The 16651-nt window shown below is 62.5% G+C and carries 14 protein-coding genes; 8 read left to right on the plus strand and 6 right to left on the minus strand.

The genetic code is table 11. The annotated features are described in order from the left end of the window. Positions 1-56: 56 nt before the first annotated feature. Genes trmB through FFI94_RS25250 form a run of 3 tightly spaced genes read left to right on the plus strand, consistent with a single transcriptional unit; the run spans position 57 to position 4430 of the window. Positions 57-815 (plus strand): tRNA (guanosine(46)-N7)-methyltransferase TrmB, encoded by a 759-nt coding sequence (trmB, locus tag FFI94_RS25240; protein ID WP_045064652.1) that lies wholly within the window; start codon positions 57-59, stop codon positions 813-815. Next, positions 812-1519, plus strand: coding sequence for an NYN domain-containing protein (locus FFI94_RS25245; protein WP_138870224.1), 708 nt, complete (start codon positions 812-814; stop codon positions 1517-1519). The genes trmB and FFI94_RS25245 overlap by 4 nt, the downstream gene beginning before the upstream one ends. A gap of 10 nt (positions 1520-1529) precedes the next feature. Further along, positions 1530-4430, plus strand: coding sequence for an MMPL family transporter (locus tag FFI94_RS25250; RefSeq protein ID WP_138870225.1), 2901 nt, complete (start codon positions 1530-1532; stop codon positions 4428-4430). Here FFI94_RS25250 and FFI94_RS25255 read toward each other — a convergent pair. From FFI94_RS25255 to FFI94_RS25275, 5 genes are all read right to left on the minus strand, one after another. After that, a complete protein-coding gene (locus FFI94_RS25255; protein ID WP_138870226.1) occupies positions 4405-6249 on the minus strand; it encodes a DUF2339 domain-containing protein in 1845 nt (614 codons plus the stop codon). The genes FFI94_RS25250 and FFI94_RS25255 overlap by 26 nt on opposite strands. Before the next feature lie 105 nt (positions 6250-6354). After that, positions 6355-7074: a DUF1707 domain-containing protein gene (locus FFI94_RS25260; RefSeq protein ID WP_138870227.1), complete on the minus strand. Its 720-nt coding sequence runs from the start codon at positions 7072-7074 to the stop codon at positions 6355-6357. A 43-nt stretch (positions 7075-7117) separates the two neighbouring features. Next, positions 7118-7750, minus strand: coding sequence for a response regulator transcription factor (locus FFI94_RS25265; protein WP_138873405.1), 633 nt, complete (start codon positions 7748-7750; stop codon positions 7118-7120). Between the two features lie 46 nt (positions 7751-7796). Then, positions 7797-9002, minus strand: coding sequence for a MacS family sensor histidine kinase (macS, locus tag FFI94_RS25270; RefSeq protein ID WP_138870228.1), 1206 nt, complete (start codon positions 9000-9002; stop codon positions 7797-7799). Continuing rightward, positions 8995-10185: an AI-2E family transporter gene (locus FFI94_RS25275; RefSeq protein WP_138870229.1), complete on the minus strand. Its 1191-nt coding sequence runs from the start codon at positions 10183-10185 to the stop codon at positions 8995-8997. The genes macS and FFI94_RS25275 overlap by 8 nt, the downstream gene beginning before the upstream one ends. Positions 10186-10396: 211 nt before the next feature. On the opposite strand from FFI94_RS25275, the gene FFI94_RS25280 reads away from it, so the two are divergent. Both FFI94_RS25280 and FFI94_RS25285 read left to right on the plus strand, forming a co-directional pair. Next, positions 10397-11875, plus strand: coding sequence for an adenylate/guanylate cyclase domain-containing protein (locus FFI94_RS25280; RefSeq protein WP_138873406.1), 1479 nt, complete (start codon positions 10397-10399; stop codon positions 11873-11875). A gap of 9 nt (positions 11876-11884) precedes the next feature. Next, positions 11885-12991: a YbhN family protein gene (locus FFI94_RS25285; protein WP_260684316.1), complete on the plus strand. Its 1107-nt coding sequence runs from the start codon at positions 11885-11887 to the stop codon at positions 12989-12991. Here the strand turns inward: FFI94_RS25285 and FFI94_RS25290 are convergent. Then, positions 12988-13668, minus strand: coding sequence for a FadR/GntR family transcriptional regulator (locus FFI94_RS25290; protein ID WP_138870230.1), 681 nt, complete (start codon positions 13666-13668; stop codon positions 12988-12990). The two genes, FFI94_RS25285 and FFI94_RS25290, sit on opposite strands and share 4 nt — an antisense overlap. 164 nt (positions 13669-13832) lie before the next feature. On the opposite strand from FFI94_RS25290, the gene FFI94_RS25295 reads away from it, so the two are divergent. The 3 genes from FFI94_RS25295 to FFI94_RS25305 all read left to right on the plus strand — a co-directional run bounded on the left by FFI94_RS25295 (position 13833) and on the right by FFI94_RS25305 (position 16639). Beyond that, positions 13833-15608 carry a 2-isopropylmalate synthase gene (locus FFI94_RS25295; protein ID WP_138870231.1) on the plus strand — a complete coding sequence of 592 codons (1776 nt, stop codon included), beginning with the start codon at positions 13833-13835 and terminating at the stop codon, positions 15606-15608. Between the two features lie 28 nt (positions 15609-15636). Beyond that, on the plus strand, positions 15637-16191 hold the full coding sequence (locus tag FFI94_RS25300; RefSeq protein WP_138870232.1) for a YceI family protein: 555 nt from the start codon (positions 15637-15639) through the stop codon (positions 16189-16191). 70 nt (positions 16192-16261) lie between these two features. After that, positions 16262-16639, plus strand: coding sequence for a DUF3054 domain-containing protein (locus FFI94_RS25305; RefSeq protein WP_138870233.1), 378 nt, complete (start codon positions 16262-16264; stop codon positions 16637-16639). The last annotated feature ends 12 nt before the right edge of the window (positions 16640-16651 follow it).

Raw genomic sequence — 16651 nt, forward strand, 5'->3', positions numbered from 1 at the left:
ATTTTCCCAGAAAGTCTCAACTCGAACTTCAGACCCGTCTGCGCTATACGGCAGTCATGCGTGACAATGGACGCGTGAACGAAGCCGATCAGCACGCACTGCCAACCCCGAACGCGGGCGAGACGGAAGACTCAAAGGGTTCCCGTCTCCATCCGCGCGTGACAAGTTTCCGTTCGCGCCGGGGTGCGCTGACCGACGCACAGCAGAAGTCCTGGGACCGTCAGTGGCCGCTTATCGGTGCCGATGTGTCCGACACTCCCCTCGACGCGACCGCCTGGTTCGGACGTGATGCTCCGCTGATCATCGAGATCGGATCGGGCACCGGAACCGCCACCGCTGCGATGGCCAAAGCCGAACCGCACGTCAATCTCATCGCCATCGAGGTCTACCGCCCCGGGCTCGCGCAACTCCTCCAGCAGGTCGAACGCGAAGAGATCCCGAACGTCCGCGTCCTGCGCGGCGACGCGATGGATGTACTGGAAAACATGATTGCCCCCGAGTCGCTGACGGGTGTGCGGGTGTTCTTCCCGGATCCGTGGCCCAAGGCTCGCCATCACAAGCGTCGCCTGTTGCAGGCCCCGACATTCTCGTTGATCGCCAATCGCCTCAAGCCCGGCGGAGTCCTCCACGTTGCCACCGACCACGCCGAATACGCGGAGTGGATCGAAGAAACCGGAAACGCCGAACCGCTCTTGAGCGCACTCGACTGGGAATCCCCGATGACTCACGAGCGCCCTGTCACGAAGTTCGAAGACAAGGCCCATAAGGTCGGAAGTGCAATTACCGAGCTTATATGGGGGAAGATCAGAGCATGAGCGTCAGCGAACAGCTATCCGACGACCTCGAGTCGTCAGGATCTCCACTCGACCTCGGTCGTGACTCCCGCCACCCCAAGCGGGTTCTCCTGGTGTGGGATGCCCCCAACCTGGACATGGGTCTCGGCGCCATCCTCGGTGGCCGACCTACCGCCGCCTACCGGCCACGATTCGACGCCCTCGGACGGTGGTTGCTGTCACGGACCGCTGAGCTGTCCGCTCGTGAGTCCGGCAATCTCGAACCCGAAGCGACCGTCTTCACGAATATTGCCACCGGCAGCGCCGACGTTGTGCGCCCGTGGGTCGAAGCGTTGCGTAACGTGGGTTTTGCGGTGTTCGCCAAGCCGAAGGTCGATGAGGACAGCGATGTCGATTCAGACATGCTCGAGCACATCGCTCTGCGGTACGGCGAGGGACTGGCCGGAATCATGGTCGCGTCCGCCGACGGTCAAGCATTCCGCGAGCCGTTGGAAGACATCGCAGCGACCGGCATTCCGGTTCAGGTACTCGGATTCCGCGAGCACGCCAGCTGGGCTGTGTCGTCCGACGTCCTGGACTTCGTCGATCTCGAGGACATTCCCGGTGTCTTCCGCGAGCCTCTGCCGCGGGTAAGCCTGGATACGTTGCCCGACGAGGGCGCCTGGTTGCAGCCGTTCCGACCGCTTTCCGCCCTGCTTATCGGGCGAAAAAGTGTTGCCGAGTAGGAGTTGATCAGTGTTCGCCAGCTGGGGAAGCATCGTCTATCGTGCCCGCTTCACCGTCATCGCTGTCATGGTGGCGGGACTCCTCGGGCTTGCCGCATACGGCCTGAGCCTGCAGGACCATCTCAGCCAGAGCGGCTGGGACGATCCGGGGTCACAATCGGTCGAGGCTGCAAAGCTCGCCGACGGCACGTTCGGACGTAGCACCGCCGGCGACGTTCTGGCGCTGTACACAGCGCCAGAAGGAAAAACCGTCGACGACCCGGAATTCCAGGCGAAGGTCATCGACAGCCTGCAACGACTGGTCGCGGAGCATCCGGATCAGATCATGAAGATCAACGGTTCGTACTTCAAGGTCGGCGACGGACTTTCCGTCGCCGCCTTGGCGGACCCGACGAAGCAACATGCCGTTGCCAGCGTGGCCATCGCCGGCGACAACGACACCGCGGTGTCCAACAACTTCCGCGATGTCGAGAGCGAGTTCTACATCGACGGTGTCAACGTGCAGTTGGCCGGTCTGCAGCCGGTCGCCAACTCACTCAACGACACCATGGCCAATGACATCAAGCGCATGGAGATGCTCGCGATTCCCGCGGTCGGCATCCTGCTGTTCTTCGTGTTCGGCGGCGTCGTTGCTGCTGCGCTCCCCTTGATCGTGGGCGGCCTGACCGTCATCGGGGCCAACGGGATCATCCGTCTGATCACCAACTTCACCGAGGTCAACGCATTTGTTGCGCCGGTGGTGTCCTTGGTCGGACTGGGTCTGGCCATCGACTACGGCCTGTTCATCGTCAGTCGTTTCCGTGAAGAAATTGCCGAAGGACACGACACTCCGACGGCGGTCCGCCGAACCGTGATGACCGCCGGCCGAACCGTCATGTTCTCGGCGACGATGGTCGCCGTCAGCCTCGGTGGCCTTCTGCTGTTCCCCCAGGGCTTCCTGAAATCCGTCGCGTACGGCGCAATCGCGGCCGTCATGCTCGCAGCAATTTCGTCCGTCACGATCCTGCCTGCCATCCTCGGCATTCTCGGTAAGCGGATCGACGCGCTCACCTTCAAGAGGCTTCGCCAGACCAAGACCAACGAGGAAATCGAGAACGGTTTCTGGGGCAACCTCACCCGCTGGGTGATGCGGCATCCGCTCAAGGTTGCCGTTCCGATCGTGGCCGCGTTGCTCCTGATGATCATTCCTCTTAGCGGCATCAAGTTCGGTGGCATCAACGAGACGTACCTGCCGCCGGACAGCCCCACTCGCGTCGCTCAGGCCGAGTTCGACGAACTCTTCCCGGGTAACCGCACCGAACCTGTGCGTCTGGTCATCCAGGGCGCAGACAACACCGCTCTCGGCCAGATCGCGAAGACCGCCAACAGCGCGCCAGGCCTGGTCGAGAAGTTCACTCCCGAAGTCGCCACCAAGGACGGCGTCAACGTCCTCAAGGCGGGCCTGACCGAGCGCAACGAGGCTCGCCCCACCATCGACTACCTGCGGTCAGCTGATTGGCCGGAAGGTACGACGGTCCTTGTCGGCGGCACCCCTGCCATCGAGCAGGACAGCGTCGACGCTCTACTCGACCGTCTACCGCTGATGGTCGTCACGGTCATCCTGCTGACGACACTGCTCATGTTCCTGACCTTCGGATCGTTGGTCCTGCCGATCAAGGCAGCATTGATGAGCGCCCTCGGCCTGGGTTCGACGCTGGGTATCTTGACCTGGATCTTCATCGACGGCCACGGCAGTGAAATGCTCAACTTCACACCCGGTCCGATCATGTCGCCGGTTCTGGTGCTCATCATCGCCATCGTCTACGGGCTTTCCACCGACTACGAAGTCTTCCTGCTCTCACGAATGGTGGAAGCGCGTGCCCAGGGCGCGAGCACCACCGAATCCATCCGCATCGGAACAGCGCACACCGGGCGCATCATCACCGCGGCGGCATTGATCCTCATCGTGGTGACCGGCGCGTTCGGCCTGTCCGAGTTGGTGATGATGAAGTACATCTCGTACGGCATGATCGCGGCCCTGGTCATCGACGCCACCCTCATCCGCATGTTCCTCGTGCCCGCCACGATGAAACTGCTCGGCGACGATTGCTGGTGGGCCCCAGCCTGGATGAAACGAATCCAGCAGAAGATCGGACTGGGCGAGCCGATCCTCGACAACGAACTTGCGCTCGTCGATGTCCCCCAGCTCACGCCCGTCGGCGCGATCGCCGGACCGGCGCAAGCCAAAATCACCGAACCGGCGCAGGCAAAAGCTGCGACGCCGTCGCGGGTACTCCCGCCCACCACACCGGTCGGCGGCAAGCGCGAACCCGATCCCCTCACCGAACCCATTCCCCTCAGCGAGATGTCGGTCAAGGCGCCAACGCCCAAGACATACGCACCCGGTGAGACACCCCGTCGACGCAGTACCGACCGGCCGGCCAGTGCGCCGCAGGACCTGATCGAAGCACCGGTCCCCAACCCCACGTACAAGGCTGCAAAGACGGAACCGGCGGCAACCCCGCCTCCGACCGCTCGCCGCACCTCCCCCGCTACACCGGCCCCCGCCGAACGACCGATCGAAAGCTGGTTGTCGGACCTGCGCACGCCTGGTGAGACGCCACCTGCGTCGAGGCCGCTGCCTGTCGTCCGCACTTCCGCACCGACAAACGGTGCCGGAACCAACGGTGCGGCCACAAACGGTGCGGCAACAAACGGCGCAGCCACCAACGGAGCCGGAACCAACGGAGCTTCAACGAACGGGGCTGGAGCAAACGGGGCTGGAGCAAACGGCGCAGCGACCAACGGCGCGGCGTCCGAATCCACGCCCAACGGTCCGTCGTCCGGCAACGCTGCCAGCGGACGCCACCGTCCCGACGACGGCAATGCCGTGAGCGTCAGCGAACTCATCGCGCGGCAGAAGCGGAGTTGATCTGGTCCTGCTTGCCGAAGGCGCGTGCATAGCGCGTCCCGACAAGCAGGAGCAGTAGCCCGACCACCAGGAACGCGACACCGCGTACCAGTCCGCTCAGTGCGGCGAGATCGAAAAGGAAGAGCTTTGCCAGCGCTGCGCAGGTCAGTGTCAGGCCGGTCCCCAGCATCGTGTGCGCGTACTCACGGTTGTTGAGCCCGAACACCAGGGCGGATGTGGCGGCCAACATCCACACCACCGTTGCCGCACTGTGGCCGAACACAAATCCTGTTGTGCCACCCCATATCTCGATACCCGAAGCAACCAGTGCGCAGGTCGCAGCGTAGAGGATGCCCATTCCGCTGATAGCCCAGGCAGCGGCGATGTTGTTCTCCGAGACCAACTGCAACCGCCTGGTGGCCCATACGAATGCCACGAGCACGCCGATCGCGGTCAGGCTCGAGAGTGCCGTCAACGCATCGAGATGGGCCGACGCGGCCCGGGAAGTCATCAACATGGAAGGCGCTGCGGATTCCAGGAATCCGATCCATCCGATTGCGGCAAAGACGAATCCGAGTACACAGACGAAACGCGATCCGGTCGAACCTGCAACTCCGATGAAAATGGTGGCGATGGCGAGCAGAACTGCAGCAGTCAACGACTGCGGTGATCCGGCAACACAGGACAGCAGCAATGCCACTGCTCCGGTGCCGGCGACGCTCATGCGCAGGTGAGTCGACAGTGCCGTGCCGACTGCAGCGCCGGACAGGAGCATCAGGGCTATGACGCCGTAGAGCAGGGCGGCCATCCGATCACCGAGGAGCACGCCGACTCCCAGCAGTGGCAGCGCCGCGACAATGAACGTTGCACTCGACCAGGCGCCCGCAACACCGTCACGCGAAGGGGATCCCTTCCGCTGCAAGGCAACTGCCGCACTCAAACCGATCACGGCGACAAGAACTGCACTGAACGTCAATGCTGCTGAATCAATCTGCATTCCATCGAAGATGGACACTCCGATGATTGCTGCGATCAACACGAACACAACCGGCGCCGTGCGAGCCATGCCGAGGTATTTCCAGTCTCGACCGAGTTGAGCGGATATTCCTGCCACTTGGAGTGCGACGAGAAAACCGATGAGCGGCAACGTGAGTGCGCCCGCCAATGCGGGGGCTGCCAATGCCGCGCCGAGCACGATCAGCAGCGCAAGAGATTCGGAGTTCCATCTGACCGCCACTGCAACTCCAGCGGCAGCGATACCGAAGGCAATCACCATCGACAGTGGTGAGACGATCCAGCCGTACAGGACCGAGGCTGCCATCACATCGAGATAAAGACCGGCAAATCCGGTGGCTGCCAGCGCGATTGCGCCCACCCTGCCACCCGGGCGTCCGTACACCCGGAACCCGGCGAAGATCAGCGCGCCGGACAGGGCTGCACCGCCGATCACTCGAAGCGGCGGCCCGAAGAAACCAGCCTGGGCTGCAAGAACCAACAGCATGACAACACCGATCAAGGTGACTGCCACGCCGGCGATCGCGAGGAGCCGGCTGATCATGCCGTCACGTTGCCACCACGGCGCACTTGGTTGTTTGGGCGGACTTGCCGGGCGCACGGACTGCGGTTGTGGGGCAACGTGCTGCGGGACCGGGTACTGAACCGGCGGCGGAACATATACAGGCATCTGAGCGGGCACTACAGGACGCATCGTGGTCAGCTGTGTCTGCAGAATCGACAGGTTCTGCCCCAGGTGGCGCAACTGCCGTCCGATGCTTTCGCACTCATCCGACAGCGCGGTCACCAGTCGCGGATCTACGGCAGGAGAACTTGGTGTGGTCATACACCGAGCCTGCTGCAGTCCGGCCCCGATTGAATGAGTAGTACTACTCGACCGGCATAGGGGCTTTCAGTGCCGACGCGGTCCAAGACCCAGTGCAAACGCGGTCTAGGACCCCATGAACTTGCGGAAGGTGGTCCCGAACGGATGCTTCGCAGTGACGCTGCCGAAGCGAACCTTGCCGTGCACCACGATGTGCAGCGGGCCCATCTGTGGCCCTGACCGCACCTTGTTGGAAGCACTGCCACCAATGGCTTCGATATCGTTCATGTCCACCGTGGCTTCTTCGGGGACTATCAGCGAGATCGAGCTTGCATAGTCGTTGATCGAGACGTGCACGATCTGCGTCTGCATGACGGCCCTCGTGAAATCGACGGTGACACTGGACATTCGCGTGTCGATCACCACGGCTGGTGGAACGATCCATGCGCCGTTGCGGGTCACTGTCGCCATCCGTCCGCGGATGATCGCGGCGTTGGCTGCGCCGTAGGCACCGGACGCCGGAGCGCTCTGTGCGGCATAGGGCTGCGGTTGTGGGTACTGAGGAGGCTGATGAACCGGCGGCTGATACCCCGGCGCCGGATACTGATAGCCGGGCTGGCCTGCGGACGCGGGATACGCAGGAGGTTCGTAGTCCGAGATCAGAGTGATGCCCGGGAGATCGGCGAGTACGGCGTTGAGTTCGCCTCTGGTCTTTGCAGCCAACGCGGTGTCCATCCGTTCGGTGAACTCACCGAGTGAGAGCATCCCCTGACCGACGGCTTTCTGCAGCAATTCGCCGACGTGCTCTCGTTCTGCATCCGATACGCGTAGATTCCTGGCCTCCATGGTTTCCAGGATAAGCGTTAATCGAGGTATTCCCGGATAAGCATCAGTCGAGGCCCTGTTCAATTGCGTAACGCGTCAACTCGACGCGGTTCGCCAATTGAAGTTTGCGCAGCGTGGCCTGCACATGGTTTTCGACGGTTCGGTGGCTCAGCGAGAGTCTGGTCGCAATCTGCTTGGCGCTGAGCCCTTTCGCGACCAGTCGCAGCACCTCGGTCTCCCGTTCGGTGAGCCTCGGAACCTCGGGAGCACGGTCGTCGGCGGGGGCTGTGGACATGCGTCGATATTCGCCGAGCACCAATCCGGCCAGGCCAGGGGTGAAGACGGCTTGCCCGTCGTAGGTTGCGCGTACGGCACCGAGCAGTTCGTCGACGGACGCGCTTTTTACCAGGTAGCCGGACGCCCCCGCTTTGATCGCGTCCAGCACGTCGTCACGTTCCGACGAGGCAGACAGCACCAGGATCTTGCTGTGAGGCGAGACTTCGAGGACGGCGGCAGTTGCGTCGGCGCCATTTCCGTCGGGGAGGTGCATATCCATGAGAACAACGTCCGGTGTCACTGCGGCGGCGCGGTTTCGGGCACGCTCGACGCCGTCCGCAGTGGCTGCGACGATGAATCCGGCTGCTTCGAGGTCGCGGGAAACTCCGTCTCGCCACATCGGGTGATCGTCGACCACCATGACGGACACCCCGGTCACACCTTGCTGCCCGGTCACACCCTGCTGCTCAGTCACTTCCACTACTTTCCTTCGGTACCGTGATTTCCCATTCTGTGCCCTCCCCTGGGCTGGTGTGCAGGGCTGCGGTGCCGCCGAGCACCGCGACGCGTCCGAGAATGGACTTCGATACTCCCATGCGGCCTTCGGCTTCGGCTTCGGCCAACCGGCCGTCGGGGATACCGATTCCGTCGTCGCGGATGCTGACGATGACCTCGTCCGGTAGATCTTCGAGCAGTACGAACACCCTGGCGCCTGGCCCGGCGTGGAGGGCTGCATTGGACAGGGCGTTGTCGACGATAGCGGCCAGTTCGATGGCGCGGTCGCGGTCGAGAATGACGGGGTCGGCGGGCGTCGAGACGGATACCGTCTTACTGGCCCCGGTGGTGAGTAGCGGGCACAGGTCGACGCTCTGACCACCGGTGTCGGCGGTTGCGCCTGAGCCTTGTTCGGAGATGAGCATGCGCAATGCCACTTCCTGCTCGCCGGCCAGTTCTGCGAGTTCTGCGGCTTCGCCGCCCAATGCGGCGCCTCGCCTTCGGACCATCGCGAGAACTTGGAGGACTCCGTCGTGGACTTCACGGGCGAGTCTTTCGCGTTCTTCGGTGGCGGCGGCGAGTCGCACGGCTTGTTCGAGTTGGCGATGTGCGCGTCGTGCGGTTGTGGTGGCGAGGCCGAGTGCCAGGCCGACCGATACGAGGACGGGGGCTGTGGCGTCACGCCAGAGATCGAAATTGATCTGGTCCCGAATGATCGCGCTGGCCGAGGAGATGACAACACCGGACGCGATGCCGAGCCACGGCCCACCGAGTATTGCCGCCGAGATCACGGCGTTCGTGGCCCACAGCGTTGTCGGCAGCGTCTGATGGTTCTGGTACCACTCGTGGTCGGACACAAGCCGCGTCGACGCCATGAGCGCGATGACGATCACCTGGTCTGCCAGCACGACATATTTCCGTGGAACCGTGTCGGCGGCGAGCATGACTGCGGAGGCGCCGGACCACACCGCCATGAGCGCGACGAAGAACCAACTCAGACGCGCGTTGGTGTAATCCGACGCCGACGCGAACTGATAGCTGATCGCGTATGCCAATGTGACCAGCCGAAATGCCTGCGCGGCCCGCCACAGCGGCGCGTCCGGGTCGGTGTCTATTCCGGATGCTTCGCGGACGGTGGGCCGGTAATGCAATCGCCGCCGGCGGGCCGGTTCAGTCATCTGTGATCCGGTCGGGTGGGATCGGATTTTCGGTGCGCGGTTCGGTTCGTGGTTCGTCGGGTTCCGCTGGATAGAGCGGTGTCTCCGGATCTTCGACGTGCAGTTCGGCGTAGACGGCGTCGGGATCGTCGGCAAGCAGTGAGCGGATTGCCGTGTTGAGGACCGCGACGATTGGCACGGCGAGGAGCCCGCCGATAATCCCGGCGAGGACGATGCCTGCGGTAATCGCGAGAACCACGGCCAACGGGTGAAGCCGGACGGCGCGGCCGAGGAGCAACGGCTGCATGACGTGTGCCTCGAGCTGCATCACACCGACGATGATGGCGAGCACGATCAGGGCCGTCAGGAATCCTTTGGTGACCAGCGCAACGAGGACCGCAAGAAGTCCGGTCAGGAAAGCGCCGACAATCGGGATGAATGCGCCGATGAACACCAGCGAAGCCAGCGGCAACGCCAACGGGACGCCGAGAATCGCGAGGCCCGCGCCGATTCCGATGGCGTCCGCTGCAGCGACAGCGACCGTCGCGCGTACGTATCCGATCAGTGAACCGAAACCTGCGGCCCCGGCGATCCGTATCCGGCGCCTCGATTCGCGCGGAATGATCCGCGTGACGAACTCCCAGATCTGGTCTCCGCCGTACAGGAAGAAGATCAGAGTGAAGAAGGTCAGCAACGCACCGGTGAAGATCTCGGTCACCACCGTCGCGGTGGTCAGTGCGCCGCTGGTCAGCTGTTCGCGATTGGCTTGGACCGCTTTGACGATGGAATCACCGGCTTGGCGGATCTGATCTTCGCTGAAGTGGAACGGGCCACTGGTCAACCAGTTCTGGATCTGTGTGACGCTGGCGGCAAATTGGTCGGTGAGCTGCGGCAGTCCGTCGATGAACTGTTCGACGACAAACGTCATGATCCCGGCGATGATGCCGAGAGCGCCGAGCAACACCACCACAACGGCAGCTGATCGCGGCACGCCCCACGTCTGAATCCGGTCGACGAACGGAATGAGCAGCGCCGACGTGAGGAGCGCCAGCCCGACCGGAATGAGCACCGTATCGAGTCGGTGGAAGACGTATCCGAGAATCACCAGGCCGGCGAAAATCACGATGAGACGCCATGACCACTCGGCTGCGATCCGCACGCCGGGATGGACTGACTTTGCGTCGGACGTGATGGGTTTGTTCATTCCCACTCGAACTCATTCATGGCCGAATCCCCTCCGCATTCCCCTTATCCTGCGTTCTCTTCGGGAGCCTAACTGCCTGAGCCGACAACCGTGGGCAGACACAAATGGGACGCGCATACCAGTAGTTCGATCCTGGCCAGCTAAATTGAACGCTGTGCGGGCTTCATACAGAGCGATAGCGGTGACGATCCGCAGTCGATGGCCCATCTATATGGTTTCGATGCTCGCGGCCAATCTGATCGGTGCGGTGCTGGTCTTTGCCTTTGTGCGGTATGGCGTGCCCATCGAGGAATCCGACGCGATCGTTGCCGATCATGTCCGGAATTTCGCGGTGTTCGGCATTTACCTCGCGTTTGCCGGCGTTGTCAGCCTGACGGCGGCAGCCATGATGCTCCGCAAGGTCATCCGGTGGCGATTGCGCGGCGGTCCCCCGACACGCAGCGAACAGATGGCAGCGTTGCATGCGCCGCTACGCCAGGCCATCGTCCACCTTGTTCTCTGGTTCCTCGGCGGCATCATCTTTGTCATCCTGACGATCAACGAGATGCCCGGGTTGGCTATCGCGGTGATTGTCACCGTCTGTATGGCCGCGACCACGACGTTCGGGTTCACGTACATGCTCGGTGAGCGAATCCTGCGTCCCGTCGCTGCGCTCGCGCTGAGTGAGGGCGAGTTCGACCGGACCATGGCGCCGGGCGTCGGCACGCGTTTGGCGATGACGTGGGGACTTGGCACGCTCATGCCCGTCGCCGGCATCATCTTGCTGTGCGCCACCCAACTCACCACTGATCTCGAGTTCTCACCCAATTCGTTGGCGTGGGCGATCTTGTTGATCTCGATCATGGCGATCGTGCAGGCGTTCGCGCTGTCGATGCTGACGGCCAGTCAGATCTCCGACCCCATCCGGCAACTTCGACGCGCCATCGAGCGGGTACAGCGCGGTGCCACCGACGTTCGTGTCGAGGTGTTCGACGGCAGTGAGATCGGGCGTCTGCAGGTCGGGTTCAACCGCATGATGAAGGAGTCGGACGAGCGTCGTCTGTTGCGCCAGTTGTTCGGCCAACATGTCGGAGAGGACGTGGCTCGACGCGCTTTGCAGTTCGGTACGGAACTGGGTGGTGAGACACGCTTTGTCGCGGTCTTGTTCGTGGACATGGTCGGATCGACGGGCGCCGCGGCCGAACGCCCGCCGGGCGAAGTTGTCGAATTGCTCAATGAGTTCTTCCGCATCGTCGTCGACGTGATCGATCGTCACCACGGCTTTGTCAACAAATTCATGGGCGATGCGGCGCTCGCAATTTTCGGGGCTCCCCTCGATCGACCCGACGCGCCGACGGCTGCGCTCGCCGCTGCCCGCGAGTTGAGATTCAAGCTCGACGCGATCACCGGCCTCGACATCGGAATCGGTGTGAGCGCCGGTTTGGCCGTCGCCGGAAATATCGGTGCCGCGGAGCGTTTCGAGTACACCGTGATCGGCGATCCCGTGAACGAGGCTTCGCGTTTGACCGAGCTCGCGAAGTTCCGTCCCAGCAGGGTCCTGGCGTCGACGAGTGCGCTGTATTTTGCGGACGAGGAAGAACAGGCCGAGTGGGAGCTGGGCGAGCAAGTTCAACTTCGTGGGCGCAGGCGGCTCACTCATCTGGCCTGGCCACAGAAATATCCCGAGGTCGAACCAGAACAGATTGGTTAGTCTGAATCGATGGAACAGACCGGAAAGTCCGCGTGGCGATTGAGACGACCCCCACCGTCCGTCGCCGAGCCCGGTCGGGTTCGCGGACGTTTCTGGTGGATGAAGTATGTTCTCGGACTGGCACTGATCACTCTGCTGGCTGTCGAGGGAACACTGCTGTGGCCAAAGCTCAATGAGTCCTGGCAGGCTCTGACGGAAATACACTGGGGTTGGGTTGCGGCGTGCATCGCCGCTCAAGCCCTCTCATTGAGCGGATACGCATCGGTGCAGCGGCGACTTCTCAATGCTGCCGGCGTAGTGGCCGGGCACCTGAAGAATCTCTCCGTGATCTACGCAAGTACCGCAATGGCACTCACATTGCCTGCCGGGCAGGTGTTCTCCACCGCCTTCACGTACAAGCAGACCCGCAAGTGGGGTGCTACGCCTGTAGTCGCGTCGTGGCAATTGGCGATGTGCGGTGTGATCGCAGCAGCGACACTGGCGCTTCTCGGCGCTACCGGCGCTTTGGCTTTCGGCACCAAGGTCAGTCCGATCACACTGACTATCTCGATAATCTGTGTGGCGCTCCTTTTCGTCGGTTTGCGGTATATCGCCCAGAACCCCGGCAGTCTCGAACGGATCGGACACTGGGTTCTTACCCGGTACAACAATTTTCGCGACAATCATCCAGACCGTGGACTGTCGCGCTGGTCCGAGATTCTCGCTCAACTCGATTCGGTGGAACTTAGGCGCACCGATACGGTCATCGCTTTCGGATGGTCGGCGATCCATCGTGTTGCCGACGTCGCGTGTCTCGGCTTTGCCTGCTGGGCTGTGGGCGCTCAACCCTCGTTTGCCGGTTTGCTGATCGCGTTCACCGCCGCCAAGGCTGTCGGGAGCATTCCTCTGGTGCCTGGCGGTCTGGGATACGTGGACGCAGCGCTGATCACGGCGCTCACCATCGCCGGAGCCACCGGCGCGCAAGCACTCGCGTCACTGTTGGTCTATCGCATGGTGAGCTTTGTCTTGGTGGCGCTGGTCGGTTGGATCGTCTTCCTGATCTCGTTCCGATCGACACATCGCGATGACGCCGACATGACCATCGACTTCGAACGCGGCGAGCAACCGGAGAACTAGCGCCGCAACGCTGCCGCCATGTCGTCGAGGTGTGCTCGACTGATTCGTACCGCTGCCTCCGCGTCGCCGGCTTCGATGGCGTCCACCAACATTCGATGCTCGTCCGCGTCCGGCTGACTGGGTGGATGCAAATCCAGAACGGCGATCAACTCGATCAACGCAGCGCGTAGCCGAGGAACGAAGGTCTCGAAGAGTTCCGAGAGCACCGGGTTGTGCGCCGCAACCACGACCGCTCGGTGGACCGCGATGTCGGCGTCGACGAACGCCGCATCACCGGAGTGCGCAGCGGCGGTTCTCCCGTCCAGTGCTTGCCGCAACGCTGCGACGTCAACGGCGTCACGGCGCTGCGCGGCGAGACGAGCTGCCTCGATCTCGACCGCGTTCCGCACCTCGACGACATGCAGGATGGCTTCGGCTTCGAGCACCCGCGGCCACTGATCCGGCGGCGTCGCACTCCGCAGGAACACTCCGGCGCCCTGACGCGATTCCAGCATTCCGAGCCCCGCGAGCGTGCGAACGGCTTCGCGGATGGTGGAACGGCCGATACCCAATTGAGCCGCCAGAGTGGTTTCACCTGGAAGTTTGTCACCGACCCCCCATTCGCCTCCGACGATGCGCGCCCGGAGGAGCTCAGCAGCTTGATCGGTGAGTAGTTTGCGTTCGACCATCGGCGACACGGGAACTCCTCAGGTTGTCTGATAAGTGATTTCGTTCTAGTGTAACCCGCATGGCTTACCGAGGACTCCTTCTCGACTGCCGCGGCGGGGCCTGAACAGACCGGCACCCCTCCGCGGGGTTCTGCCATGGCCGGTCTCTCACCAAGACCCGCAGGAGAACCCCGATGAGCACCACCTGGAACAAGCAGAAACCATCCCCCATGCCGTCCGAGCGCTATCGCGCCGCGTGGGATCGCGTCGACATCCCGATTTTCGAACGGACCTGGCCGTCGAACCGCACCACCGCGGCACCCCTGTGGGTACCAGTCGATTTGCGTGACGGCAACCAAGCCCTCGCGGAACCGATGGACCCCGATCGCAAGCGACGGATGTTCGAGATGATGGTGGCGATCGGCTACAAGGAAATCGAGGTCGGCTACCCCTCCGCGAGCCAGACCGACTTCGATTTCGTCCGCGACCTGGTACGCCTCGACCTGGTTCCCGACGACGTCACCATCGTCGTATTCACCGCTGCACGAAAGGATTTGATCGAGCGAACCTACCAATCCATCGCAGGACTGCCGAATGCGGTGGTGCACATGTACACCGCAACTGCACCGACCTGGCGCGATGTAGTTCTCGGGAAGGAGCGAGACGAACTGCACGGCATGATCTTTCGTGCCGCCGAGGATGTTGCGCGCGGCGGCGACGGCCATGACGGGTGGCGGTTCGAGTTCTCACCCGAGGTCTTCAACCTGACGGAACCTGACTACATCCTGCAGGTCTGCAACAGCCTCACTGAACTCTGGGACGCGAGCCCCGATCGTCCGGTCGTCCACAATCTGCCTGCCACAGTGGAAATCGCCACTCCCAACATCTACGCAGACCAGATCGAATACATGCATCACAATCTCGCTCGACGCGATTCCGTGATCCTGTCGGTGCATCCGCACAATGATCGTGGCACCGGAGTGGCCTGTGCCGAACTGGCAGTGCTCGCCGGCGCGCAGCGCGTCGAAGGCTGCCTGTTCGGCAACGGTGAGCGCACCGGCAATGTCGATCTGGTGACGCTCGGACTCAATCTCCATGCGCAGGGCGTCGACCCGGAAATCGACTTCACCGATATCGACGACATACGTCGAACAGTGGAGTACTGCAACAGAATCCCGGTGCACGAGCGTCACCCGTACGGCGGTGACCTGGTCTACACCGCGTTCTCGGGAACCCACCAGGACGCGATCAAGAAGGGCTTTGCACATCATTACGAGCGAGCCGAAATCCTCGGTGTCGATCCGTCGCAGGCTCCGTGGGAAGTGCCGTACCTGCCGATCGACCCCGCTGACGTCGGTCGCGACTACCAGGCCGTGATCCGGGTAAACAGCCAGTCCGGTAAAGGAGGTATCGCCTACCTGTTGGCATCGGAATACGGCGTCGAACTCCCCCGTCGCCTGCAAATCGATTTTGCTGCGCGGGTTCAACGTGAAACCGATGGGTCCGGACTCGAGATAACCGCCGACCAGCTGTGGAACCTCCTGCTGCGTGAGTACGGGTACAACGGAGGAATGCGCCGATACTCGGTGGAACACAGCTCCGGTAGTGATGACCTGTTTGTCGTCTTGGATCGAGACGGCCGGGACATTACTGCCCAGGCCAGTGCGTCCGGACCCGTCGAGGCGCTGGCCAGGATCCTGACCGAGAACGGCACAGCAGTCGACGTACTGTCCCTCACTCAACATTCACTTCCCGGCAACTCGGATTCTCCCGGAAGTGCAACTTCTGCCGTCACCATCACGGAAGCCCTGGTCAACGGAGTCCAGCAGTGGGGCGTGGCGGTTCACCAGTCCGTCACGGCGTCGGCGCTTCACTCCGTTTACGCGGCAGCGTCTCACCTATGTGATGCGAGTCACACGCACTTGCGGAAGGATTCCCTGAGGTCCATAGTTGAACCTACAAGCAATTGAACATTCAACTACTTATCAAGGAGTTTCGATGACCGCCGCTACCACCACACTGCCCGCATTGACCGCTGGAACCTGGGTCATCGACACGGTCCACTCGACCGTCGGCTTCTCGGTTCGCCACCTCGTGGTATCCAAGGTTCGCGGGACGTTCGACGAGTTCTCCGGCAAGATCACCGTCGCCGAAGACGGCACCCCCTCTGTCGAGGCCGAAATTTCGGTTGCCTCCATCAACACCAAGAACGAGCAGCGTGACGGCCACATCAAGTCCGCTGACTTCTTCGACGTCGAGAACTACCCGACGGCCACCTTCAAGTCCACCGCAGTGCGCGCCAAGGGCAGCGACTTCGTACTCGCAGGCGACTTCACCCTCCACGGCGTCACCCGCGAGGTCGAACTGAACCTCGAGTTCAACGGCGTCAACCCGGGCATGGGCAACGGCCCCGTTGCCGGCTTCGAAGCCACCACCGTCATCAACCGCAAGGACTTCGACATCTCCATCGAGATGCCCCTCGAAGGCGGCGGAGCAGTTGTCGGCGACAAGATCACCATCACCCTCGAGATCGAAGCTGGTCTGCAGGCGTAATACCGCCAGTGCTGTGCGCCTTTATCAACCGCCCGCGGTTGATAAAGGCGCACAGTCGTATGGTGACCAGGTGAAGAAGTACGCACCATTCCTGCTGATCGACGCCATTCTTGTCATAATCTTCTGCGCGATAGGGCGCCGTACCCACGAAGAAGCCAATGCGCTCGCCGGTCTGGCGAAGACATCGTGGCCGTTCCTGACCGGCCTGGTTATCGGATGGGCTGCCACGTTCGCGCTGTACCGCGACAAGTTCAACGCCGTTCTTCTGCTCCCCACCGGCATTGCCGTCTGGCTCTCCACCGTCGTCATCGGCATGGTCCTGCGAGTGCTCAGCGGTCAAGGTACGCAATTCAGTTTCATCGTGGTCGCCACGCTTGTCCTCGGCGCTTTCCTACTCGGGTGGCGCGCACTGGTTCCGGTCGTCGCAAAAATTCGTGCCAGGTCGTAACCGTGTCGAGCG

Origin of the sequence: Rhodococcus sp. KBS0724, from assembly GCF_005938745.2 — a bacterium.
Taxonomy (GTDB): Bacteria; Actinomycetota; Actinomycetes; order Mycobacteriales; family Mycobacteriaceae; genus Rhodococcus_F.